General features: G+C 63.7%; 20 protein-coding genes and 1 tRNA gene. 9 read left to right on the top strand and 12 right to left on the bottom strand.

Annotated features, from left to right (window positions below):
• The first annotated feature begins 31 nt into the window (after positions 1-31).
• Complete coding sequence (locus E3374_RS14475) at positions 32-1,771, top strand: rhomboid family intramembrane serine protease (protein WP_136689672.1); 1,740 nt, start codon at positions 32-34, stop codon at positions 1,769-1,771.
• Positions 1,772-1,848: 77 nt separating this feature from the next.
• Here the strand turns inward: E3374_RS14475 and E3374_RS14480 are convergent, their stop codons facing one another.
• The 5 genes from E3374_RS14480 to E3374_RS14490 form a co-directional block, all read right to left on the bottom strand.
• Positions 1,849-2,472 (bottom strand): METTL5 family protein, encoded by a 624-nt coding sequence (locus tag E3374_RS14480; protein ID WP_136689673.1) that lies wholly within the window; start codon positions 2,470-2,472, stop codon positions 1,849-1,851.
• Between the two features lie 193 nt (positions 2,473-2,665).
• On the bottom strand, positions 2,666-2,803 hold the full coding sequence (locus E3374_RS17265) for a hypothetical protein (RefSeq protein ID WP_169051869.1): 138 nt from the start codon (positions 2,801-2,803) through the stop codon (positions 2,666-2,668).
• Positions 2,804-2,930: 127 nt separating this feature from the next.
• A complete protein-coding gene (gene dph2 / locus E3374_RS14485; RefSeq protein WP_136689674.1) occupies positions 2,931-3,980 on the bottom strand; it encodes a diphthamide biosynthesis enzyme Dph2 in 1,050 nt (349 codons plus the stop codon).
• A gap of 124 nt (positions 3,981-4,104) precedes the next feature.
• A complete protein-coding gene (locus E3374_RS17270) occupies positions 4,105-4,251 on the bottom strand; it encodes a hypothetical protein (RefSeq protein WP_169051870.1) in 147 nt (48 codons plus the stop codon).
• Between the two features lie 52 nt (positions 4,252-4,303).
• Positions 4,304-5,068 carry a DUF7839 domain-containing protein gene (locus E3374_RS14490; protein ID WP_136689675.1) on the bottom strand — a complete coding sequence of 255 codons (765 nt, stop codon included), beginning with the start codon at positions 5,066-5,068 and terminating at the stop codon, positions 4,304-4,306.
• A gap of 187 nt (positions 5,069-5,255) precedes the next feature.
• On the opposite strand from E3374_RS14490, the gene E3374_RS14495 reads away from it, so the two are divergent.
• The gene (locus E3374_RS14495) at positions 5,256-5,942 is read left to right on the top strand and encodes a metallophosphoesterase (RefSeq protein WP_136689676.1); all 687 of its coding nucleotides are present in this window, start codon (positions 5,256-5,258) and stop codon (positions 5,940-5,942) included.
• Between the two features lie 277 nt (positions 5,943-6,219).
• Here E3374_RS14495 and E3374_RS14500 read toward each other — a convergent pair whose 3' ends face one another.
• Positions 6,220-7,479 carry an NAD(P)/FAD-dependent oxidoreductase gene (locus E3374_RS14500; protein WP_136689677.1) on the bottom strand — a complete coding sequence of 420 codons (1,260 nt, stop codon included), beginning with the start codon at positions 7,477-7,479 and terminating at the stop codon, positions 6,220-6,222.
• Between the two features lie 110 nt (positions 7,480-7,589).
• Between E3374_RS14500 and E3374_RS14505 the strand changes: the two genes are divergently transcribed.
• Complete coding sequence (locus E3374_RS14505) at positions 7,590-8,765, top strand: threonine synthase (protein ID WP_136689678.1); 1,176 nt, start codon at positions 7,590-7,592, stop codon at positions 8,763-8,765.
• Between the two features lie 55 nt (positions 8,766-8,820).
• On the opposite strand, the gene E3374_RS14510 is transcribed toward E3374_RS14505, so the two are convergent.
• The 5 genes from E3374_RS14510 to E3374_RS14530 are packed head-to-tail and all read right to left on the bottom strand — an operon-like array spanning position 8,821 to position 11,015.
• The gene (locus E3374_RS14510) at positions 8,821-9,576 is read right to left on the bottom strand and encodes a proteasome assembly chaperone family protein (RefSeq protein ID WP_136689679.1); all 756 of its coding nucleotides are present in this window, start codon (positions 9,574-9,576) and stop codon (positions 8,821-8,823) included.
• 5 nt (positions 9,577-9,581) lie between these two features.
• A complete protein-coding gene (locus E3374_RS14515; protein ID WP_136689680.1) occupies positions 9,582-9,764 on the bottom strand; it encodes an RNA-protein complex protein Nop10 in 183 nt (60 codons plus the stop codon).
• A complete protein-coding gene (locus E3374_RS14520) occupies positions 9,761-10,561 on the bottom strand; it encodes a translation initiation factor IF-2 subunit alpha (RefSeq protein WP_136689681.1) in 801 nt (266 codons plus the stop codon). The genes E3374_RS14515 and E3374_RS14520 overlap by 4 nt, the downstream gene beginning before the upstream one ends.
• A complete protein-coding gene (locus E3374_RS14525; RefSeq protein WP_136689682.1) occupies positions 10,558-10,731 on the bottom strand; it encodes a 30S ribosomal protein S27e in 174 nt (57 codons plus the stop codon). The genes E3374_RS14520 and E3374_RS14525 overlap by 4 nt, the downstream gene beginning before the upstream one ends.
• Before the next feature lie 2 nt (positions 10,732-10,733).
• The gene (locus tag E3374_RS14530; protein WP_136689683.1) at positions 10,734-11,015 is read right to left on the bottom strand and encodes a 50S ribosomal protein L44e; all 282 of its coding nucleotides are present in this window, start codon (positions 11,013-11,015) and stop codon (positions 10,734-10,736) included.
• A gap of 164 nt (positions 11,016-11,179) precedes the next feature.
• On the opposite strand from E3374_RS14530, the gene E3374_RS14535 reads away from it, so the two are divergent.
• Positions 11,180-11,431, top strand: coding sequence for an HAH_0734 family protein (locus E3374_RS14535; RefSeq protein WP_136689684.1), 252 nt, complete (start codon positions 11,180-11,182; stop codon positions 11,429-11,431).
• Between the two features lie 37 nt (positions 11,432-11,468).
• On the opposite strand, the gene E3374_RS14540 is transcribed toward E3374_RS14535, so the two are convergent.
• On the bottom strand, positions 11,469-13,850 hold the full coding sequence (locus E3374_RS14540; RefSeq protein WP_136689685.1) for a DUF2298 domain-containing protein: 2,382 nt from the start codon (positions 13,848-13,850) through the stop codon (positions 11,469-11,471).
• A gap of 100 nt (positions 13,851-13,950) precedes the next feature.
• Between E3374_RS14540 and E3374_RS14545 the strand changes: the two genes are divergently transcribed.
• From E3374_RS14545 to E3374_RS14565, 5 genes are all read left to right on the top strand, one after another.
• Entirely contained in the window at positions 13,951-14,724 is a 774-nt protein-coding gene (locus E3374_RS14545) for a glycosyltransferase (RefSeq protein WP_136689686.1), read from the top strand.
• A complete protein-coding gene (locus tag E3374_RS14550) occupies positions 14,717-15,214 on the top strand; it encodes a GtrA family protein (protein WP_136689687.1) in 498 nt (165 codons plus the stop codon). The genes E3374_RS14545 and E3374_RS14550 overlap by 8 nt, the downstream gene beginning before the upstream one ends.
• Positions 15,215-15,267: 53 nt before the next feature.
• Positions 15,268-15,342: transfer RNA gene (locus E3374_RS14555), tRNA-Met, on the top strand.
• Between the two features lie 448 nt (positions 15,343-15,790).
• Positions 15,791-16,603, top strand: a complete 813-nt coding sequence (locus E3374_RS14560; RefSeq protein WP_136689688.1) for an alpha/beta fold hydrolase — start codon at positions 15,791-15,793, stop codon at positions 16,601-16,603.
• 215 nt (positions 16,604-16,818) lie between these two features.
• Complete coding sequence (locus tag E3374_RS14565) at positions 16,819-17,484, top strand: HD domain-containing protein (RefSeq protein WP_136689689.1); 666 nt, start codon at positions 16,819-16,821, stop codon at positions 17,482-17,484.
• The last annotated feature ends 286 nt before the right edge of the window (positions 17,485-17,770 follow it).

The following is a 17,770-nucleotide window of genomic DNA, read 5'->3' on the forward strand; positions in this document are numbered from 1 at the left end:
TGCTATACCACGCCGGGCCGTTGTGAGGGCCATGTCGGCGACGCCGTCTCCCGGCCCGTTCGATCCCGTCGTCGCTGCCCTGGAGATCCGTTCGCTGATCGAGTCGATTCCCCTGTTTGCCTGGCAGGCGATCCTGCTCGGCGCGGTCGCCGTCTCGATCGCCATCCTGTATCGCGTCGCCCGCCCAGGCGGTCGCTGGGGACAACGCCTCCGAACCCGGTTCGTCCTCGGACTCCCGTGGGGGACACTCCTTGGCCTCGGTGTCGTCGTGATCGTCTATCTCTTCGTCCAGGGTGGCCTGGGGAACCAGTACGATCCGGTGAGTCTCCCGTTCCGTGCAACATCATACGCGTACCCGCTGGGTGTGCTGCTGGCAGGATTCTCTCATCTCGGGTGGGGCCATCTTCTGGGGAACCTGCTCTCCGGACTGGTGTACGGCTCGATAGCGGAGTACGCCTGGAGTCACTACCCGACCGATCGGGGTTCCCAGTCGTTCACAGTCCGTCTGTCGAACCCGTTCGTCAGGATCGGCCTGTTCACCGGCGGGATCGTGCTTGCCGGACTCGTGACCGCCGCCTTCTCGTGGGGGCCGATCATCGGGTTTTCGGGTGTGGTCTACGCCCTGGCCGGGTTCGCGCTCGTCTGCTATCCGATCGCGACAATCGTCGCCGTCGCCGGATGGAGTCATCTCTGGCACCTTTGGGGCACGTTCGTCGACCCCTATTCGATCGCCGAGCCCACAGTCCGGTATTCGGGAGTAGGGTGGGCAAACACGGCCGTCCAGGGTCACGCATTCGGGTTCCTCATCGGGATCCTCGTCGCCGCAGTGGTGATCCGACGCCGCGACAGATCGGCCGATCCCGGTCGGATCTGGCTGGCGACGATGGTATACGCCATCGCCAACGGTCTCTGGAGCATCTACTGGTATCTGGGAAACAACCAGTACGTCCGACTCGAAGGGATCGGGACGGCAGTTCTCTTCATCCTCGCCGGCCTGATCGTCCTCGCAGTCTCCGGATCCGATCGCCCGCTACTCGATCGTTTCCCCGGTATAGACGTCAGTCCCGGGCAGTTCGAATTTCCGTCGGGGCGGCGGATCGCCGCCGGCGTGATCGTCTTCTCGCTGATCGGGATGTCGATGGTCGGTGCCGCTGTCAACCTCTCGGCGCCGTCGGGGGTCGACATGCCCGAGAACGCCGTCGAAATCCGCGACTATCAGGTCGCCTACGTCGAGAACGTGACGAACCAGCAACTCGCAGTCGTGGACGTCCCCTTTCTCGATCAGGTCACAGCGGTCCGGACCAGCGGCGTCGTCGTCTACAGCGAGCAACGGAACCTCTGGCACCAGGTGGTCTCGAAGCGGGCCCTCGAAGCCAGGGGCAGCGAACGGGTCCTCCTGGGCGGCATCGGCTGGCGACAGGACGTCGCGGCCTATCGGGCGGGTTGGTCGGTCATCGGCGGTAACGTCACCTATCGCGTGTTTCTCCGTCCCGGCGGCGGGGACGAACGGCTGGTCTACACGTCGAACCCTGCTATCGCCGACGTGATACTATCCAATCGAACCGTCACTATCCGCCCGGCTAGGGAAGCGTTCGAGGTCGTCGTCGCCCGGGACAACGAGACCCTCGGCGCCCGACCGCTCCCGGACGACGGCGGGAACGTCACAGTCGGCGGGATCAGGTTCGACCGATCCAGCCAGGAACTCTACGCATCGATCAACGGAACGCAACTCCGCGTGGCCAGCCGTCGGGTCCCACCGACCAGGCAATGAGAGGACGCCTGAAAGTACCCGATCCCCGGTCAGACTGACTGCCGACACAATTTTCAGTCGGCCTTCGATACCGGACGTCAGATCCATTCGATGCGGAACAGTTCCACGTCGATCTCCTGGCTGTCGGCGTCGTGGAACTCGAACTGCCGGGGCAGGTCGAACGAGGACCGATAGGCGGCCGTGACCGTGCCGCCGTTGTCCCCCGCGAACGCCTCGACAAAGTCCACGCTGCCCGCGTTATGGATCGAATAGGAGACGTCCGCGATGTCCAGGGCTGTCCGCAGAAAGGTACGATCGGCGTGTTCGTTGCCGGCCTGTGCGCCGAAGGGCGGGTTCATCACGACTGTCACCGGGTCATCGGGACACAGCGGGACCTGCGTCGCGTCGGCGCGCAGCCAGGAGACGGCCGTGTTCGTCCCGACCCGGCGGCGGTTCTCCCTGGCCGTCTCCAGGGGGTCGGGATCGAGGTCGACACCGACCACGCGGGTAGCGCCCCGTAGCGCCGCACCGAGTGCGAGCATCCCCGTCCCACAGCCCAGGTCGATCACAGTCCGACCGTCAAGGTCGTCGTTGAGGTCCGCGAGGTGGATCAGGTGCGATGCGACTGCCGGCGGCGTGCGGTACTGTTCGAGGTCCGCCTGCGGGTTGTCGAACCCGACGACTACGCCGAGTTGCTGGGCAAGTTGCCGTTTCGTGCTCATCAGTCACCGACGCGCCGATCGACGCGTCTGTCGGAGTGTTGCCCCCGTCGAGGGAAAAGTCTTCGACGACGGAAGACCGCCGATCGAAACGGCCGGACGACCCCACCGGGCCACAGTCCACCACTCCACGACGCCAGCGTGTCGGTCCTCCATCGACCACCGTCGAGACCGCCAGCACCTCGTGGTGAGCGCCTCAGCTACTCCACATGTGTCGGTCCTCCATCGACTGCGGCGCTCGATACCCGAGAACCTCGTGATCCTGCGATTCGTGCCACGACGCCATGCGCTCGTCGATGTACTCCGAGCAGTCCATGCAGTACCAGGTTGCCATTGATGTTCCCTCCGGGAGAGCGGCGCCGAATCGCGCGACGCTCGCCACACCTCGATAATTGACCGTGATAGAGGATAATCTTTCCGGTACTATCTATCACGGACGGCCGACCGTTCGATACTGCCACTCACCAGGTGCCGTGGAAGGTATCGAACGAGAGCGAGTCGAGTGGCTTTTCGCCGATCGCGATCTCGTACTCGCCGGGTGTGAGCATCGGTTGTTTGAACTGCGGGCCGTCGTCGGTCGTGATCCGGGGGCAGGCCGTGTTGACGTACGCGTCCAGCCCGAAGTTCGTGAGTTTCTGTGGCGTGACGTTGTTCATCGTCAGGAGGTAGGCGTCGTCGTTTTCTTCGACGATCTGGCGAGCCCTTTCGAGGCGACCCTGGCCGATCTTCGTCGAGTAAATGATGCCCCAGGTATCTGCGTCCATCGCGCGGTGAATCGCCCCGTAACGCTGTTTGATCAGCGCCTCCGCGTCGGCGATGTCCACGACGTTGTTGACGGGGTCGGCGATGACGACGCGTTTCTCGGGGTGGTCCATCGCCAGTCCGAGCGGGTGGAACTTCCCGCCGCCGACGTAGAGGATCTGGTCGGCCGCGACGTCCGCCGAGGCGTAGTTACACCCCAGCACCTGGCCCTCGTGGGTCAGACGTTCGTCGCCACGCCGAGTGTGGACCTCATAGCCCCGATCCACGAGGAATTCTCGCATCTCCTCGAACTTGTTCATGTGCTGGGCAGTCGTGACCAGCCCGATATCCTCGTCCTCGTCGGGATCGTCGAACTCCGCGAGAGACTCCTCCATGATCGGGAGGACGTCGACGTTCGAGAACAGCGGGACGTAGATGATCTGCTCGGACTCGTTCATCGGGCTGTGGCCGAAGTGGACGAACACGTCGCTGTGGCGCATCAACTCGGTGTCGAGATCACAGGCACCGTAACAGGGCTCACCCGAGAGCATTACTGTCACGTCATCCGGAAGCGTCCGCCGGAGATCGTCGGCGACGGCCGGCCCACGCCGCTTGAGTCCCTCCGGAAACTGCAATCCGACGGTGTTTGCGTTTCGCTCCGCGACGGCGTCGCTGATCCGATCGAGCTCGTAGTCCCACTCGCGGTCGTGTCTGAGCGCCATTCCGGTCGCCGTCAGATCGCCCGGGGAACGCTCGCTCTCCTGACTCATTGGAAACCGATAGCGGGTCGGCGCGTAAAACGACGGCGTTCCCGGCACAGACGCCGGTTTTCGCCACGGTAGCGCATCACGTTCGGCCGACACCGCAAGTCACTAGCGACCGGCTGTCAGGCGCTCACTCGACAGTCTCTCGGAGGTCTTCGATGTGTGATTCGAGGACGCGAAGCGTCGCGTCCGCGTCCGTGTATCCCTGTTCGTAGTCCTCGAACGCCGCGTCGGACTGTGCCAGGAACTGTTCGACTGCGGATTCGACGTCACTCATGTCCTGTTCTCCGAACGGCATCGCCTCAAGCGTTCGGATACGCGATCGAACGCTACCTGACGGCATAGGAGATCTCGCTGTCCCGCAACGCGTCGGTCACCCGCCCGACGGCGTCGGTCGTCGCGACGACGACCACGTCCAGCCCGCGGCTCGCGGCGTCCGCGGCAACTTCTCCGGCCGCGAAGTGCGTCCGGGATTCGATCTCCAACTCGCGGAGGACGCCCACGGCCTCGACGCCAGCCGCCGTCACGAGGTCGGCGGACCCTGTCGCGTCGCGGATCCGCTCGTTGTCGGGCGTCTCGTCGGAACGGACAGGCGGGACCTGGATGATATCGACTTCGCCGGGCTGGAGTTCGATGACACCCTCGAAACCCGTGACGCCCACGACTTTGCTGGCGGCGGCGTCGGTCGTCGCGACGCCGGTCGCGCCGTCCTCGCCCGGTCTCGCGCGGAGTAGCCCCTCGTCCATGAACAGCGTGACGGTCTCGCCCTCCGCAATGTCCTCGACGGCGACCGCCGCGTCCTCCTGGACGCTCCCCAGGACGTCCTCGGTGACGTGGTCGGCGAACCGTCGTACATCGGTGGCCGCCGAGAACAGCCAGTCGACGCCCTCGTTGGTGACCCGGTACCGGGAGCGCCCTTCCTTCTCGACGAATCCGTCCTCGACGAGGTCCCGGATGTACTCGCTGACGGCCTGGCTGGTGACGCCGACCGCGTCGGCGATCTCGCCCTGGCTGACCGCTGGCTGGCGCTCGGCGATCTCGACCAGGATCCGAAAGCGGGTCGCCGCCCGCTTGTTGTCGAGGACATCGATCATGCCCGGCAGATCGGCACGCTGGCCTATAAACCCCGCCATCCTTATCGACGAATGGACACGCGCCGGGATCCTTATCGACGAATGGACACGCGCCGGGCCCCGCTATCCCTATCGACGGAGGGATACACGTTGGGCCCCGCCCCTGACGACGACACGTTTACCCCGCCGGTCACCCTTCCCTCCGAGGATGGGACCGACCTACCGGGACCGTGCGGTGATCCTCGGGGAGACGCTCGTCCTCGCCGATCTCCATCTCGGACGGGAACAGTCCTCTAACGTCGAGCTATCTATGGGGTCCGAGCGCGCGATCGTCGAACGCCTCGGCGATCTGCTCGATATCCACAACGTCACGGAAGTCGTCATCGCCGGTGACGTCTTAGAATCGTTCGACTCCCTCCCTCCCGGCGTCGCGTCTGCCTTCGGGCGTATCGAGGACTGTGCCACCGAGTACGGCTGTCGCCTGATCGTCACGCCGGGTAATCACGATATCATGCTCGATGCCCTCTGGGACGGCCCGACCCCCGCGGAGTACGAACTCGAAGACACCGATACGGTCGTGCTTCACGGCCACGAACTCCCCGAGACCGACGCCGACCGGTACGTCGTCGGTCACGATCATCCGGCGATCGAGATCGAAGGACAGAAGCGACCGTGCTATCTCCGCGGCGCCGGTGCGTATCGCGGGGCCGACGTCCTCGTCCTGCCGGCGTTCAACGAACTCGTTGCCGGCGTCCGGATCAACGGGCTGACGACGGCGGACTTCCACTCGCCGCTGATCGGGAACGCCGACGCGTTCCGGCCGATCGTCCGTGACGAACGATCCGGGGAAACCCTCGAATTCCCGCCACTCGGATCGTTGCGCGAACACCTCTGATACGGATTATTGGAGTGATGTACCGGTATCCGTCGACCCCCCGGGTCGGCGTCATCCGGAAAGAATCTACAAGAATCCGTCTGAGTGCTGCCAACAGTTTTGGTGCCGGGTAGAGTATCGACACACATGGAAGCCGCCGTCGCCATCCTGCTCGTATCGCTGCTCGTGATCGGCGTTTTGATCGTCCTGACCCGCTGGCTCGTCCCGAAGACGCTCGCCGAGGAACCCGCCAAACACTGACTCCTGTCCCCGCCCCGACGATAGACAGTGACGACGCTCAGACGCCCATCCTATCCTGGAGGGTCCGCGCGGCAACGCGGCCACTTTCGAGTGCCCCCTGGATCGAACACCAACGTGTGTAATCCCCGGCCAGGACGACCTGCCCGTCCGGTGCGTCCGGGTCTGGCAAGCCGGCCCGGAATCCCGGCGGCTGGTCGAACTGCGCGAAGGGAACGCGTTCGGTTCGCAGATGTTCGAGGTCAGCCACGGTCCGTTCGGGGTACCACGACGACAGTGTGTCGCGGGTTTCCTCGAACAGTGCCTCGTCGTCCGTCTCCGGAACGCCGAGGAACGTCGCTGCCAGGAGTTGTTCGCCCGCTGGGGCGTACTCCGGCGCGACCGTCGACAGCTGAGCGACCTGATTGGGTCGATCGTCGACCACGTTCAATAGCAACCGCTTCCCGGTGTCGAGTGGGGTCGACGATGGCAGGCTCGTATAGACCGTCGCACAGCCCCGCGTGCCGTCCGGCGTGTCGACGCCGGTGAGTTCCCCGGCTGTCTTCGGGTCCGTCGCGACGACGACCCCCTCGGCGCCGATCGTCTCGTCGTCGACAGTGACGGCGTCTGCCTCCACCGCCTCGACGGTCGCGTCAGTTTCGATACGGACGCCAGCGCCGCGGGCGCGTTCGGCGAGTTGTCGAGGAATCGCCTCCATGCCCTCGGCCGGGACCGTCGCCCGACCCTCGCCAAGCATCTTGAACGTGTACTCGAAGACGCGCGCGTCAGTCGAGAGCGACCGATCGAGCGTAATCCCACCGTAAAACGGCGCTACGAAACGTTCAGCGAACCGCCGAGAGAAGCCACGATCAGCCAGAGACGACTCGATCGTTCGGCTTGGCCGATCGCCGTCGATGATCGCCGCCGGGTCGGCGTTCGCGAGTTCGCGGCGGAGCCTCAGGATCCGCAGTTTGTCCGCGAGCCGGATCTCCCGGTTGAACAGCGTCTCCGTCAGCGCGCCAGGATCGCGAAACGGGTCCGACAGGACCGAGCGCTTACCCGGCCGCGCCAGCGTCGCGCCGGGCGAAAACGCCCGGAGGGAAAGCGCGTCGAGATCGAGTTCGCGCCTGACCGCCGGATAGCTGTCGAACAGCACCTGAAATCCCCGGTCGAACGTGTAGCCGTTCTCCCGCGTCGTCCGGACGCGCCCGCCGACGCTCGACTCGCGCTCGAAGACAGTCACGTCCAGACCCGACTTCGCGAGGTGACGTGCCGCGACCAGTCCCGCGAGTCCGCCCCCGGCGACAACCACTCCTGTCATGGCCTGCCCTACGTACCCGACCGGGAAAATCCTCAGGGGCCGAAACTGCACTTGGACTCGCGTTCGGGCCGACCGGACAGCACTTGTCGCCCCCGCCCACATGGGCACGTATGAACGATGTCGCCCCCGCCAGCCTGTACTGTCCGGACTGTGCGGAGCTGGTCGAGTGTCGTAACGTGACCGTGACCTGTCCCGACTGTGGGGGGATACTACGGGTTCGACTCGATCCGAGCGTGCTCCCCGATACGCCCGACGAACTGGGTGATCCGGGACGATCGGGACTCGATCGATTCGCCGCTTTGCTCGGGCTAGACCCCACGGAATCCAGCGGACTGGCCGCGGGCGGCTCGACGCCCGTCGAGTGCTCCTCGCTGGCGGCGGACGCGGGCGTCGAGACGCTCTGGATCGCTGACGAAGGGCGAAACCCGACCGGGAGTACCGCAGATCGGGAGATGGCGTTCGCGATTCTGGCGGCGGCCGACCGTGACACCGAACGGGTCGTCCTTCCCTCGACCGGCCACGCGGCACAGTCCGCGGCGGCCTACGCCGGTCGGGCTGGCATCGAGTCGCTGGCGTACGTCCCCTCGCGAACGCCGTTCCTCAACAAGGCGATGGCGAACGTCCACGGCGGCGACCTCTCGGTCGTCGAAGGACGATACAGCGACGCACTCGCGGCCTACGAATCCAGCGACGAGCACGGATTCCCGGTCGATCCGCGGTCTCCCTTCCGCCGCCTCGGTGACGTGACCCTGGCCTGGGATCTACTCGCCGGGCTCGACTGGATTGTCCCCGACGTGATCGTTCTTCCAGTCGGTCACGGCCACCGGATCGCCGGCCTGGAGACGGGGCTCCGGGCAGCGGTCGACGCCGGCCTGATCGAAGCGATGCCCCGACTGTACGCCGCCCAGCCCGAGGGTTGCGATCCGATCGTGACTGCCTGTAAACCGGGTTCGAACATCAAACCGGATGCCGCTCCGGACACGATCGTCGGTCCACTGGAGGTTCCGGACCCCGTACTCGGTCAGGTCGCACTCGAAGCTATCGAAGACAGTGATGGCAGTGGGATCGCCGTTTCCGACGACGACGCGCTCGCTGTCGCAGTCGAGGCGAACGCCACGGCGGGCGTCGAGTGTAGCGCGACCGGCGGCGTTGCCCTCGCAGGCGTGAGTTCGCTCATCGAAGAGGGAGAGATCGGGCCGAGCGAATCCGTCCTCGTGGTCGATCCACTCGCCGTGGCCGCCGAGGCAGACATCCTCCGGAGCCACCTGATGAGTACAGGAATCTAAGGGAGCGACAGCGATCGAGGAGACGTCCGGAAGAAGACGATGAAGTACTGACGACTTACCCGATGTATCGGAGGTCCTCGTCGGCCGGGCTGGAGGGGCCTTGTTCCATCTCCTGGATCTTCCGGACGACTTCCTCCATCTCGTCGGCCCGCTCCTCGAGGGAGCCGTAGTCGACCTCCAAGCCCAACAGCTCCTGCAGAATCTCCAGGACTGCCTGGGCGCTCTTTGGATCGACCAGGTAGCCCGACGTCTCGCCCATCAGGCACGACGCGGGGAGATCACGGCGCTGACCCAGTCCGAGCAACAGCCCGGAGACGCCGACGATCCCGCCGGCCGGTTCGTTCTCGCGGAATTCGACGCCTGCGTCTTCGAGTTCTTCGATGACTGTGTCTGTCGTCGCGGCCCCGATCACGTCGTACTCTTCGATGAGTTCGCCCGTCGGGACGCCCCCCAGAGCCATTATCTCATCGACGCCGAAGGATTCACCCACGTCGAGGAACGTCGAGACCAGCCCGTAGTGGCCACCGTTGTCCTGTGCCTGGTGATCGCCCGAGAGGACGAGTAGATCACGACCCTCCTCGGGTGTCACGGCGTGGAACTCTGCGCTGGCGAGTTCGACGTCACCCTCTTCGACGGATACCTGTGGCGGGAAGTGCGTCGAGTAGACGCGCCTGACGAGTGTACTGTCGAGTTCCTCCAGCAAATGCTCGACAGCTAACTTTCCGACGTGTCCGACGCCAGGGAGTCCCTCGACCAGTACCGGCGAATCGAGGTCGACCTCGGCGAGTGCCTCGATCTCGTAGTCGTCCATACCGCCTACTGCCGATTGCGCCGCTTAAGTGCGCGTCGATACTCGCCGTTGGGATCTTCCGGTGAGAACGGAGCAGGTGCACTGTTGACGGTCGGCGCGCCACATGCAGGACAATCCGAAGCAAGCGTATAGACCGGGCGATCGTGTTCGTCCTCCCAGGCCGAACACACCCGGATGTCGGCTTTCATTCCTCTTCGACGTTGCGCTCGCGGTGGAACTCGGCGGTACCCCCGTGCTCGGCGACCTCCTCGCTCGCGCGCTGTGCGCTCGCTTCCAGTTCCGATTCGGCCGTCTTGTAGTCCGGAGCCTGGACCTCGATACGATATTCGGGTGAACCGACGTACGTGACCTTCAGGTCGATCTCCTCGGGCACTTGCCCGTTCCCTTCGGCGGCCTGCAGGGCTTCTTTGATCGCGTCGACACCGTCGGGTGCGGGACATTCCAGGTCGACGTAGCCAGTGACCTTTACGTATGGGACAGAGACGTTTTCCCGAGCGGCCTCGACGATCGCGTCGATCTCGTCGTCGTTCAGATCGGTGTCCGCGAGCGCTTCGTCACCGTGAATGGCTGCCGCCTCGAAACCGTCGTACATCGATCCGAACTCGGCGATGAGTCCCTCGGCGATCGAAGCGTAGCGGTCGTCCTCGATGTCCTCGCCGAAGGCGATGGTCATCCAGTTGTCGGCCTTTTGCTCGTTTTTCCACTCCTGGATCTTCTCTTTGCGCTGGTGGTCGTTGACGTCCTTGATCGAGAGGTCGATCTGCTGGGCGCTCTCGTCGACGTCTAAGACCTTCGCGACGACGGTCTGACCCTCGTTGACGTGGTCGCGGACGTTCTTGATCCAGCCGGAGGCGACCTCGCTGATGTGGGCCAGCCCGCGTTTGTCCTCGTACTCCTGGAGGTCGACGAACACGCCGAAGTCCTCGATCTCGTCGACGCGTCCGACGACGAGTTCGCCCGGTTCGGGCCAGCCGCTGAACTTCATCGTTGCTCGACGGTCTCGACGATCTCGCCTTCGATCGTGGCCTTGCCGCCCGTCGGACGGGCCAGGGTATGCCCGCAAACGGCACAGGCAACCTCGCTTGCGGCCTTACCGAAGACGACCTGTTCGTTCTCACAGTCCGGACAGCGCACGCTGTAGAAGCTCCCGGGCATGGTTATTCCTGAAACTCCAGTCGACCGGCGCGCCATCCCTCACGGAGGTGGGCGTTGCCACACTCCGAGCAGCGGTACGTGAGGTTGGTCTTCTTCGTCGGCTTGTCGCCACCAGGAACCTTCGAGAACTTGCCGTCGTTCCCGATGCCCGACTGGCGTTCGCGCTGGCGACCGTTGACCTTCGTCATGCCCGAGGCCCGACCCTGTCGGACCTTCTCGACCTCGTGTTCGTGATGTTCGTTGCAGTTGGGGCAGTAGGTGTTAAACCGGCGTGGCATCTCCATGATATCGACCTTGCGGGTGGGTTGGACAGCGCCGCTTAAAACCCGTTTGGTTCAACGCCGTCAGCGGGCCGTCATCCACTCACAGACGGTGGAAACGACCCCAGCGTGGGCCTCTCGTTGCAGGCTCCGAAGCTCTTAATGCCCAGTTGGGCCAAGCGGCGTCCATGAAACGACTCATCGTCCACGGGGACCCCGGGATCCGGAAGGACGCGGTCATCGAGTACGACGGCGAAGAGTACGTCTGCTTCGGGGTGGCTCGCCAGGGCGACTGGCACGGGCCGGATCGCCCGCAACTGTGGTGTACGATCGGCAGCGAGGACGACCGAGAGGACTTCGAGTTGCGGAATTTCGTCCCGATGCACCTGGAAACGCTTTCGGCCGATGCCGGAGCGATCTCGGTCGTCGAACCGGCCTGATCGACGCCGACAGCTACCCACGTTCTCTCCTGTCCGCTCAGCCGTCGAGTGCCGACTGGTCGACCCGGTAGATCGTCGTCCCCTCGAACTGTTTCTCGACGGTCACGGCCCGGAGTTCCGTGACAGTCATGTCCGGATACGCGTCCCGCTCGATCGGGCCGACGTAGACGTACTCGACGTCGTACTTCGCGAGTAGTGATCGCTGTTCGTCCGGGTCTCCCGTGAACATCGTCTCGACGTCTTCGAGCCGTTGCTCGTACGGTCCGTCGCCGCGGTACTGAGCCTCGTGGAACCACCCCAGAACAGTTGGCAGCCCCGTCAGACTCGCCGGGGCACTCGATCCCTCGCCGTTGTCCGGATCCCAGGTATAGCCGCCGGGAGCATCCATCAGGACGACCGGCCGCCCGTCACGATCGTCGAGCCAGTGGATCGCCGCCGCTTCCTCGGGATACTCCGATTCGAGGTACGTGAGGCCGTCGATGGTCGGGTTCTGGCTACTGAAGTTGTTCGAGACGGCAAGCGGCATGTAGATCCCCGAGGAGACGACGAGCACCACGAGCGCGATCCGCAGTCCGGTCGGTCGCAAGCGACCCAGGCTCGGACTCGGTCGAGAGAAGTGTTTCGAGAGGATCCAGGCGAGGGCCGGACCGAACGCCACGCCCCAGAGTACCCACACCTGCATGTATACCTTGAAGACAGTGTTCATCCGCCCGCTCCCCTCTTTCAGATAGACGAACTCCACCAGTGTCACGAGCCCGATACCCGCCACGACAAGGACAGTTTCGAACCCGACGAAATCACGGTCCGAGCTGTGTATCCCGTCGTCTATCCAGTCGACACTCCCGACGACGGGGATCTGATCGTCCGAGCGATAGCGAGCGAGCAACCAACTCACGCCGACGAGCGGCACGAACAGGCCAAGCGCCGCGAAGTCTGCCAGCCCGCCGACGATCACGACGACAACGGCCGCAAACGCGTCCCTCCTGACGCGGTCGCCCAACACCTGTCGCGAACGACCGTAGAGATACGCGCCGAAGACCGCCACAAAGAGACCGTGGACGAGCAGGAGTTCCCCCAGGGAGGACCGATCCGGGAGAATCGACACTGTCCGTCCGCTGGCCGGCCCCAGCCAGAACGGCAGCGACCAGAGAACGCCCAGGATGACGATCGCGATGGCGACGCCGATCCCCAGAACGATCGACGTTCCCTCCCGTCTGAGACCGGTATCGGGGAAGTGATTCGCGTATCGAGACGGAAGCAACGAACGTGCCCTAGAGGGCGAGAGGACGACCGTCAGGAGGGCGAGGCCGGCCGTCGTCGGGAACGACCACGTGTTCGTCACGGCCAGCAATCCCGCGACCGGTGGCAGTACGCCAACCAGCAGCGCCCGGCGTCGCCAGACCTCCCGTTCCGGCGTTCGGTAATACGAAAGACAGATAGCGGCGGCAAGCAGGAGAAACGCCGTGCTCATCATGTGCGCGTGGAGGTCAGCGTTGAACCACGCGAAGAATGGGAACTCGTTGATCGTCGGCGAAGTCGCCTCCGGGCCGGCATTGGGGAACTGGAACGCGAAGTCGGCCCGCCGATCGGAGATGACGCGACTCGCATCGAAATAATAGAAGTTCCCGATTCCGGTCGCCAGATTCCGCAGTTCGACGCCGAGCAAGTCGGCGATCGGCGATGCCACGCCGTCCGGCAAGACGGCAAGCAGAAGTCGGCCGGGCGTCGAGAGGTTGCTCGCGATCCCGACTGCAAAGACACTCAGGCCGCCTGCGAGGCGGCGCGGGATCGGTCGATCAGCTGCGACGTTACTCGCGATGCCGTACGCGGCGGTAACGAGCATCGCATAAAAGCCGGACAGCGCGAGATTGTAGGCGAAACGGCCGGCCGTCCCGGTGAGTCGGGAGAGGATCGCCGCAATGAGGTGGCCTCCGTAGTAGTAAGCAACGGGTTCACCCGCGAACCACATGTCCTCCGGGGGGAGCGTCTCGGCCCGGAGCAACGACTTCAGGAGCCCGAAGTCCAGCATCTTCTCGCCGATCGACAGCGGGAGCGGAGCGATGACGGGATCTGTCGCGCCGAACGGGGCCGCGAACACCCGGACACCGACGAAAAAGAGAAACGCAGCCGCGAAGACGACGTACGTTTCTCCCACGCGACGGAGATCGATATCAGTTCCCCGAGAGCCAGACAGGAGCGTGAGGCCGGCCAGGACAGCGACGCCGAGCCAAATGCCGATCGTGATCGACAGTCGGCCGACGAAGAACGTGACGAGCCAGATCACCGTCACCGAGAGTGGGATCGCGACGCCGGACCCGTAGTCCTCAAAGCGGGGGAACAACCAGCCCGTGACGACACTCCCGGCCAGCAACAACGCGAGATAGAGCGCAAGCCACAGTGCGACGAGCCCGAATTCCATCACCCGGGGTAACGTAGAAGTCACCTAAACGTCTTGTGAACCCCAATCCAGTTGTATCGAAGTCGAACTGCTTTTACTCGCGCCCGCGAACCTCCACGCAATGAGTCGGTCTGTCGGTGTCGTGGTGCCGGCCTACCGCCCGGACATCCCCACGCTCGAATCATACGTCAACGCCCTCAAGGAGGGAGTCGAGCCGGCCACCATCCGGATCGAGATCGACGTCCCCACCGACGAGACGATCGAGCGAGTCGAGTCGCTCGGCGTGGACGTCAACGCGGCCCCCTATCGCCGCGGGAAAGGTGCAGCGATCACGGCCGGGTTCGAGGCTCTGTCCACCGACGTCCTGGCCTTCGCCGATGCCGACGGGTCGACGCCCCCGTCGTCGATGGCGGACGTGATCGAGCCGGTCGTCGAGGATCGGGCCGACTTGGCCGCAGGATCGCGACGGCATCCAGACGCAGATGTCCGATCGCATCAGACGCTCGCACGGCGGTTCCTCGGCGACGGCTTCGCCTGGTTCGCCCGCCGCATGCTCGACGCGGAACTGTACGACTACCAGTGTGGCGCGAAGGCGATCGGGCGGCCGGCGTGGTCAGACGTCCGCGAACACATCTTCGAGCCCGGGTTCGCGTGGGACGTCGAGCTGGTGGCCATCGCCGGGGCCATGGATCTCAGGATCGTGGAGGTGCCGATCACGTGGGAGGACCAGCCGGGTTCGACGGTCTCGCCGGTCCGAACCGCGGTGGACCTGGGCGAAGCCGTCTTCAGCGCTCGCCACCGTGCGAAACGCATCAGGGACAGTCGTCTCCACCGGATGATCGCCGCGGGGCGAAACGAATCGACGGCGCTGATCGATCGGGACCACCATGAGTGACGCAGACGAATGGCTTGACGGTCGCCTGGAATCGTTGCTCTCGGGCGTGCGTTTCGGCAAGTTCGTCTCGGTCGGCGTGATCGGGGCGATCAGTGACAACGCCGTCCTGGCTGTCCTGGGGCTCGTCTTCGCCGTTCCGGAGATGTGGGCCAAAGCGGCGGGGATCGAAACCGCGATCCTCGTGATGTTCGCTGTCAACGAGCGCTGGACGTTCGCGACGGAGGGATCCTCGGGAACGCGAGCGGTACTCAGGCGCCTCGGACGATCTCATCTGGTCCGTTCCGGCGGGGTCACCGTCCAACTGATCGTCTACTGGCTCCTGACACAGCAGCTCACAGTGACGCTGTACGTCTTCGGGACAGATCTATGGTTCCTCGCCGCGAGTCCGATCGCCATCGCCATCGCGATGGTCGTCAATTACGTCTTCGAGAGTCTGTTCACCTGGCGCGTCCATCTGGAAAACGAGTCCGCGAGGCACGGCAAGAACTAACGGACGGCATCCGAATCACAACCCTTAATTGGCGACCTGAATTACCATAAGGTAGCGGGATGGGATAGCTAGGAGATTCCGGCGGGCTCATAACCCGCAGATCGGTGGTTCAAATCCACCTCCCGCTACTTCTCAGCGATACACCGACTCGGAGTTTCGTCTCCGAGTCATGCCGCCTGTGCTGTCGCTATTGTGGATTTGAAGCAGGGAGTGGAGCGGCGCGGAACGACCGTGGTTCAAATCCACCTCCCGCTACTGTTTTGCTGCGAACAGTTTCGTGAGCAGCAAACCGTGTATGAGTGGAGTTGAACCGGACCGCAAGGGAGGGGAGCGACCGAAGCGGGCGTGGTTCAAATCCACCTCCCGCTACTTCTGTCGCTCGGAAACAGGCGAGTGACAAATTTCGGTCACGGTAATGTGAACCACACGAAACGCTCAGTTCGCTCGCGTTTCTCTCTTGGAAATAGAAATGCTGTGCTGACCACATTGAGACGATTCCGCCGCTTGATGGCGATTATCCGAGCCGAACCAGTTAATTACCCTGTCAACAGTAAGTCTGGTGTGTCCTCCCCCGCGATGTCTGCCGACGGGCCGAAGACGATCGAGTGTCGACTTCCCGATGACAGGACGTTGGCCTACACGGTCGCTGGCGAGGCGACTGGTCCGACCGTCGTCGCCAATCACGGCATCCCAGGTTCGCGACTGTTCGCTCGGTTGCTCGCCGACGCTGCCAGGAGTGCAGGGGTTCGGCTGCTCGTTCCCGACAGACCGGGATACGGCCGCTCGGACGCACCACCGGAGGATCGAGGACTGCTGGACTGGCGACGCGACTACGAGGCGCTGCTTGCTCACGAGTCGGTGGAAACCGCGACAGTCTTGGGGTTTTCCGGCGGTGGACCGTTCGCACTCGCCGCCGCAACCAGCGACCGGACGGGCCGGATCGCACTCGTCAGCGCTACCATCCCTGGGAGCGGCGGGGCGCTCACAATGCTGGCTCGCGTGCCGTTCTTGCTCCGTGGGTTCTTCCGACTCGGGGACTGGCGAGCCCGCCAGTCTGGTCCCGAGGTCCTCGTCAACCAACTCACCGGCCGTGACCTGTCGCCCGAAACTGTCGAGGCAGTCGCGGCCGACTATCACGAGGCACTCCGACAGAATGCCCATGCTCCGGTCCGGGAACTGCGATCGTCGGCGACAACACAGACGTTCGACCTGCCCGACACCGCACTCCGTGTCTGGCACGGAACGGCCGACGAGAACGCGCCACTCGCCCCGGTTCGTACTCTCGCTACCGAAGTCGGCGGCGAGTGTACGTCAGTTGATGCCGACCACCTCGGGACGCTACTCGAATGCCGGCGCGACGCCATAGCATGGCTCTCCCAAGAGTCGTAAGTGATACTGATAAACAGCAGTGGCTACATCAGGTAGGTCTGAGTCGGTCACGCGATGACTGACTGAATATTTCTATGACAGTAGTATCTATTTTCATGTTGTTATAAAACGGTTCACAAGATAGTTGATTTCAAAACTGCTGGAGATGAATTACCTGCTCAGTAGGTATGCTTACTTCACAACAACTAAGCGTTCTCTGGCGATTTTCCACAGTGATGCCCTCCAATCTAGCCCCCTTGTCCCGCGAGCTGTCGCGTCCATACTACGAGGACGCCTTCCCCGGACACGATATCTTTCACGCGAAGCGCGTGCGTGACGTCGCTCTCCGGCTTGCGACGAAGCATCCAGACAACGTCAACCGGGATGTACTTGCCGCAGCAGCGTGGCTGCACGATATCGGACGGCCACTCGAACGCATCGGGGAAGTCGACGATCACGACGACTGGGCGGCCGACGAAGCCACGAACCTCCTCACGGCGGAAGGTGTGGCGTCGGACCAGATCGAGGCGGTCGAACACTGCCTACGGGCACACAGCATCCGGACGAGTTCACCGGATCCTGAAACGCTCGAGGCACAGTTACTCTTCGATGCTGACAAACTCGACGCAACTGGTGTGGTCGGGCTCGTTCGCCTCGCCTGTATCGTCGGTGAACGCTCCGGACACATTGGCGAGCAGTACGCCATCATCGATGACGCAGCAACACTCACCGGCGGTGCCCCCGAGTTGCCAGATGTCGATCTCTTGCGCGAGTGGGCGCGTGAACGCCTTGATGCGTTGTATACGGAGCCAGGTCGTTGCCTCGGAGAGTCACGCTGGGACGTGATGGAGGATTTCTTTGACCGATTTGCCCGCGAGATCGATCCAGACATTACGCGGTAAATTTGCTACAGCACTGCCTTTCTGGCCGAATACTAAATTTGGATACAGACATCTCTACAGCGATTGCGCTCACTCCCCGTCAATCAGCGATTGATTTTCTGGACGGGCACCAGTTTGGCTGTACGTGACTTCCCGTGACACGCACTCGGCCGCTCGCCCATCGAAGAAAGCACTCGACGCTGTGTTCGTGAGGAGATCACCCCGATGCTCTCGAGCGATGACGACCGCAAAATCTGCGACGGACACGAAGGGATTTGAACCGGATGCAGACGTTCCTGCTCGCCTC

The organism is Halorhabdus amylolytica (genome assembly GCF_004944975.1).
Taxonomy (GTDB): domain Archaea; phylum Halobacteriota; class Halobacteria; order Halobacteriales; family Haloarculaceae; genus Halorhabdus; species Halorhabdus amylolytica.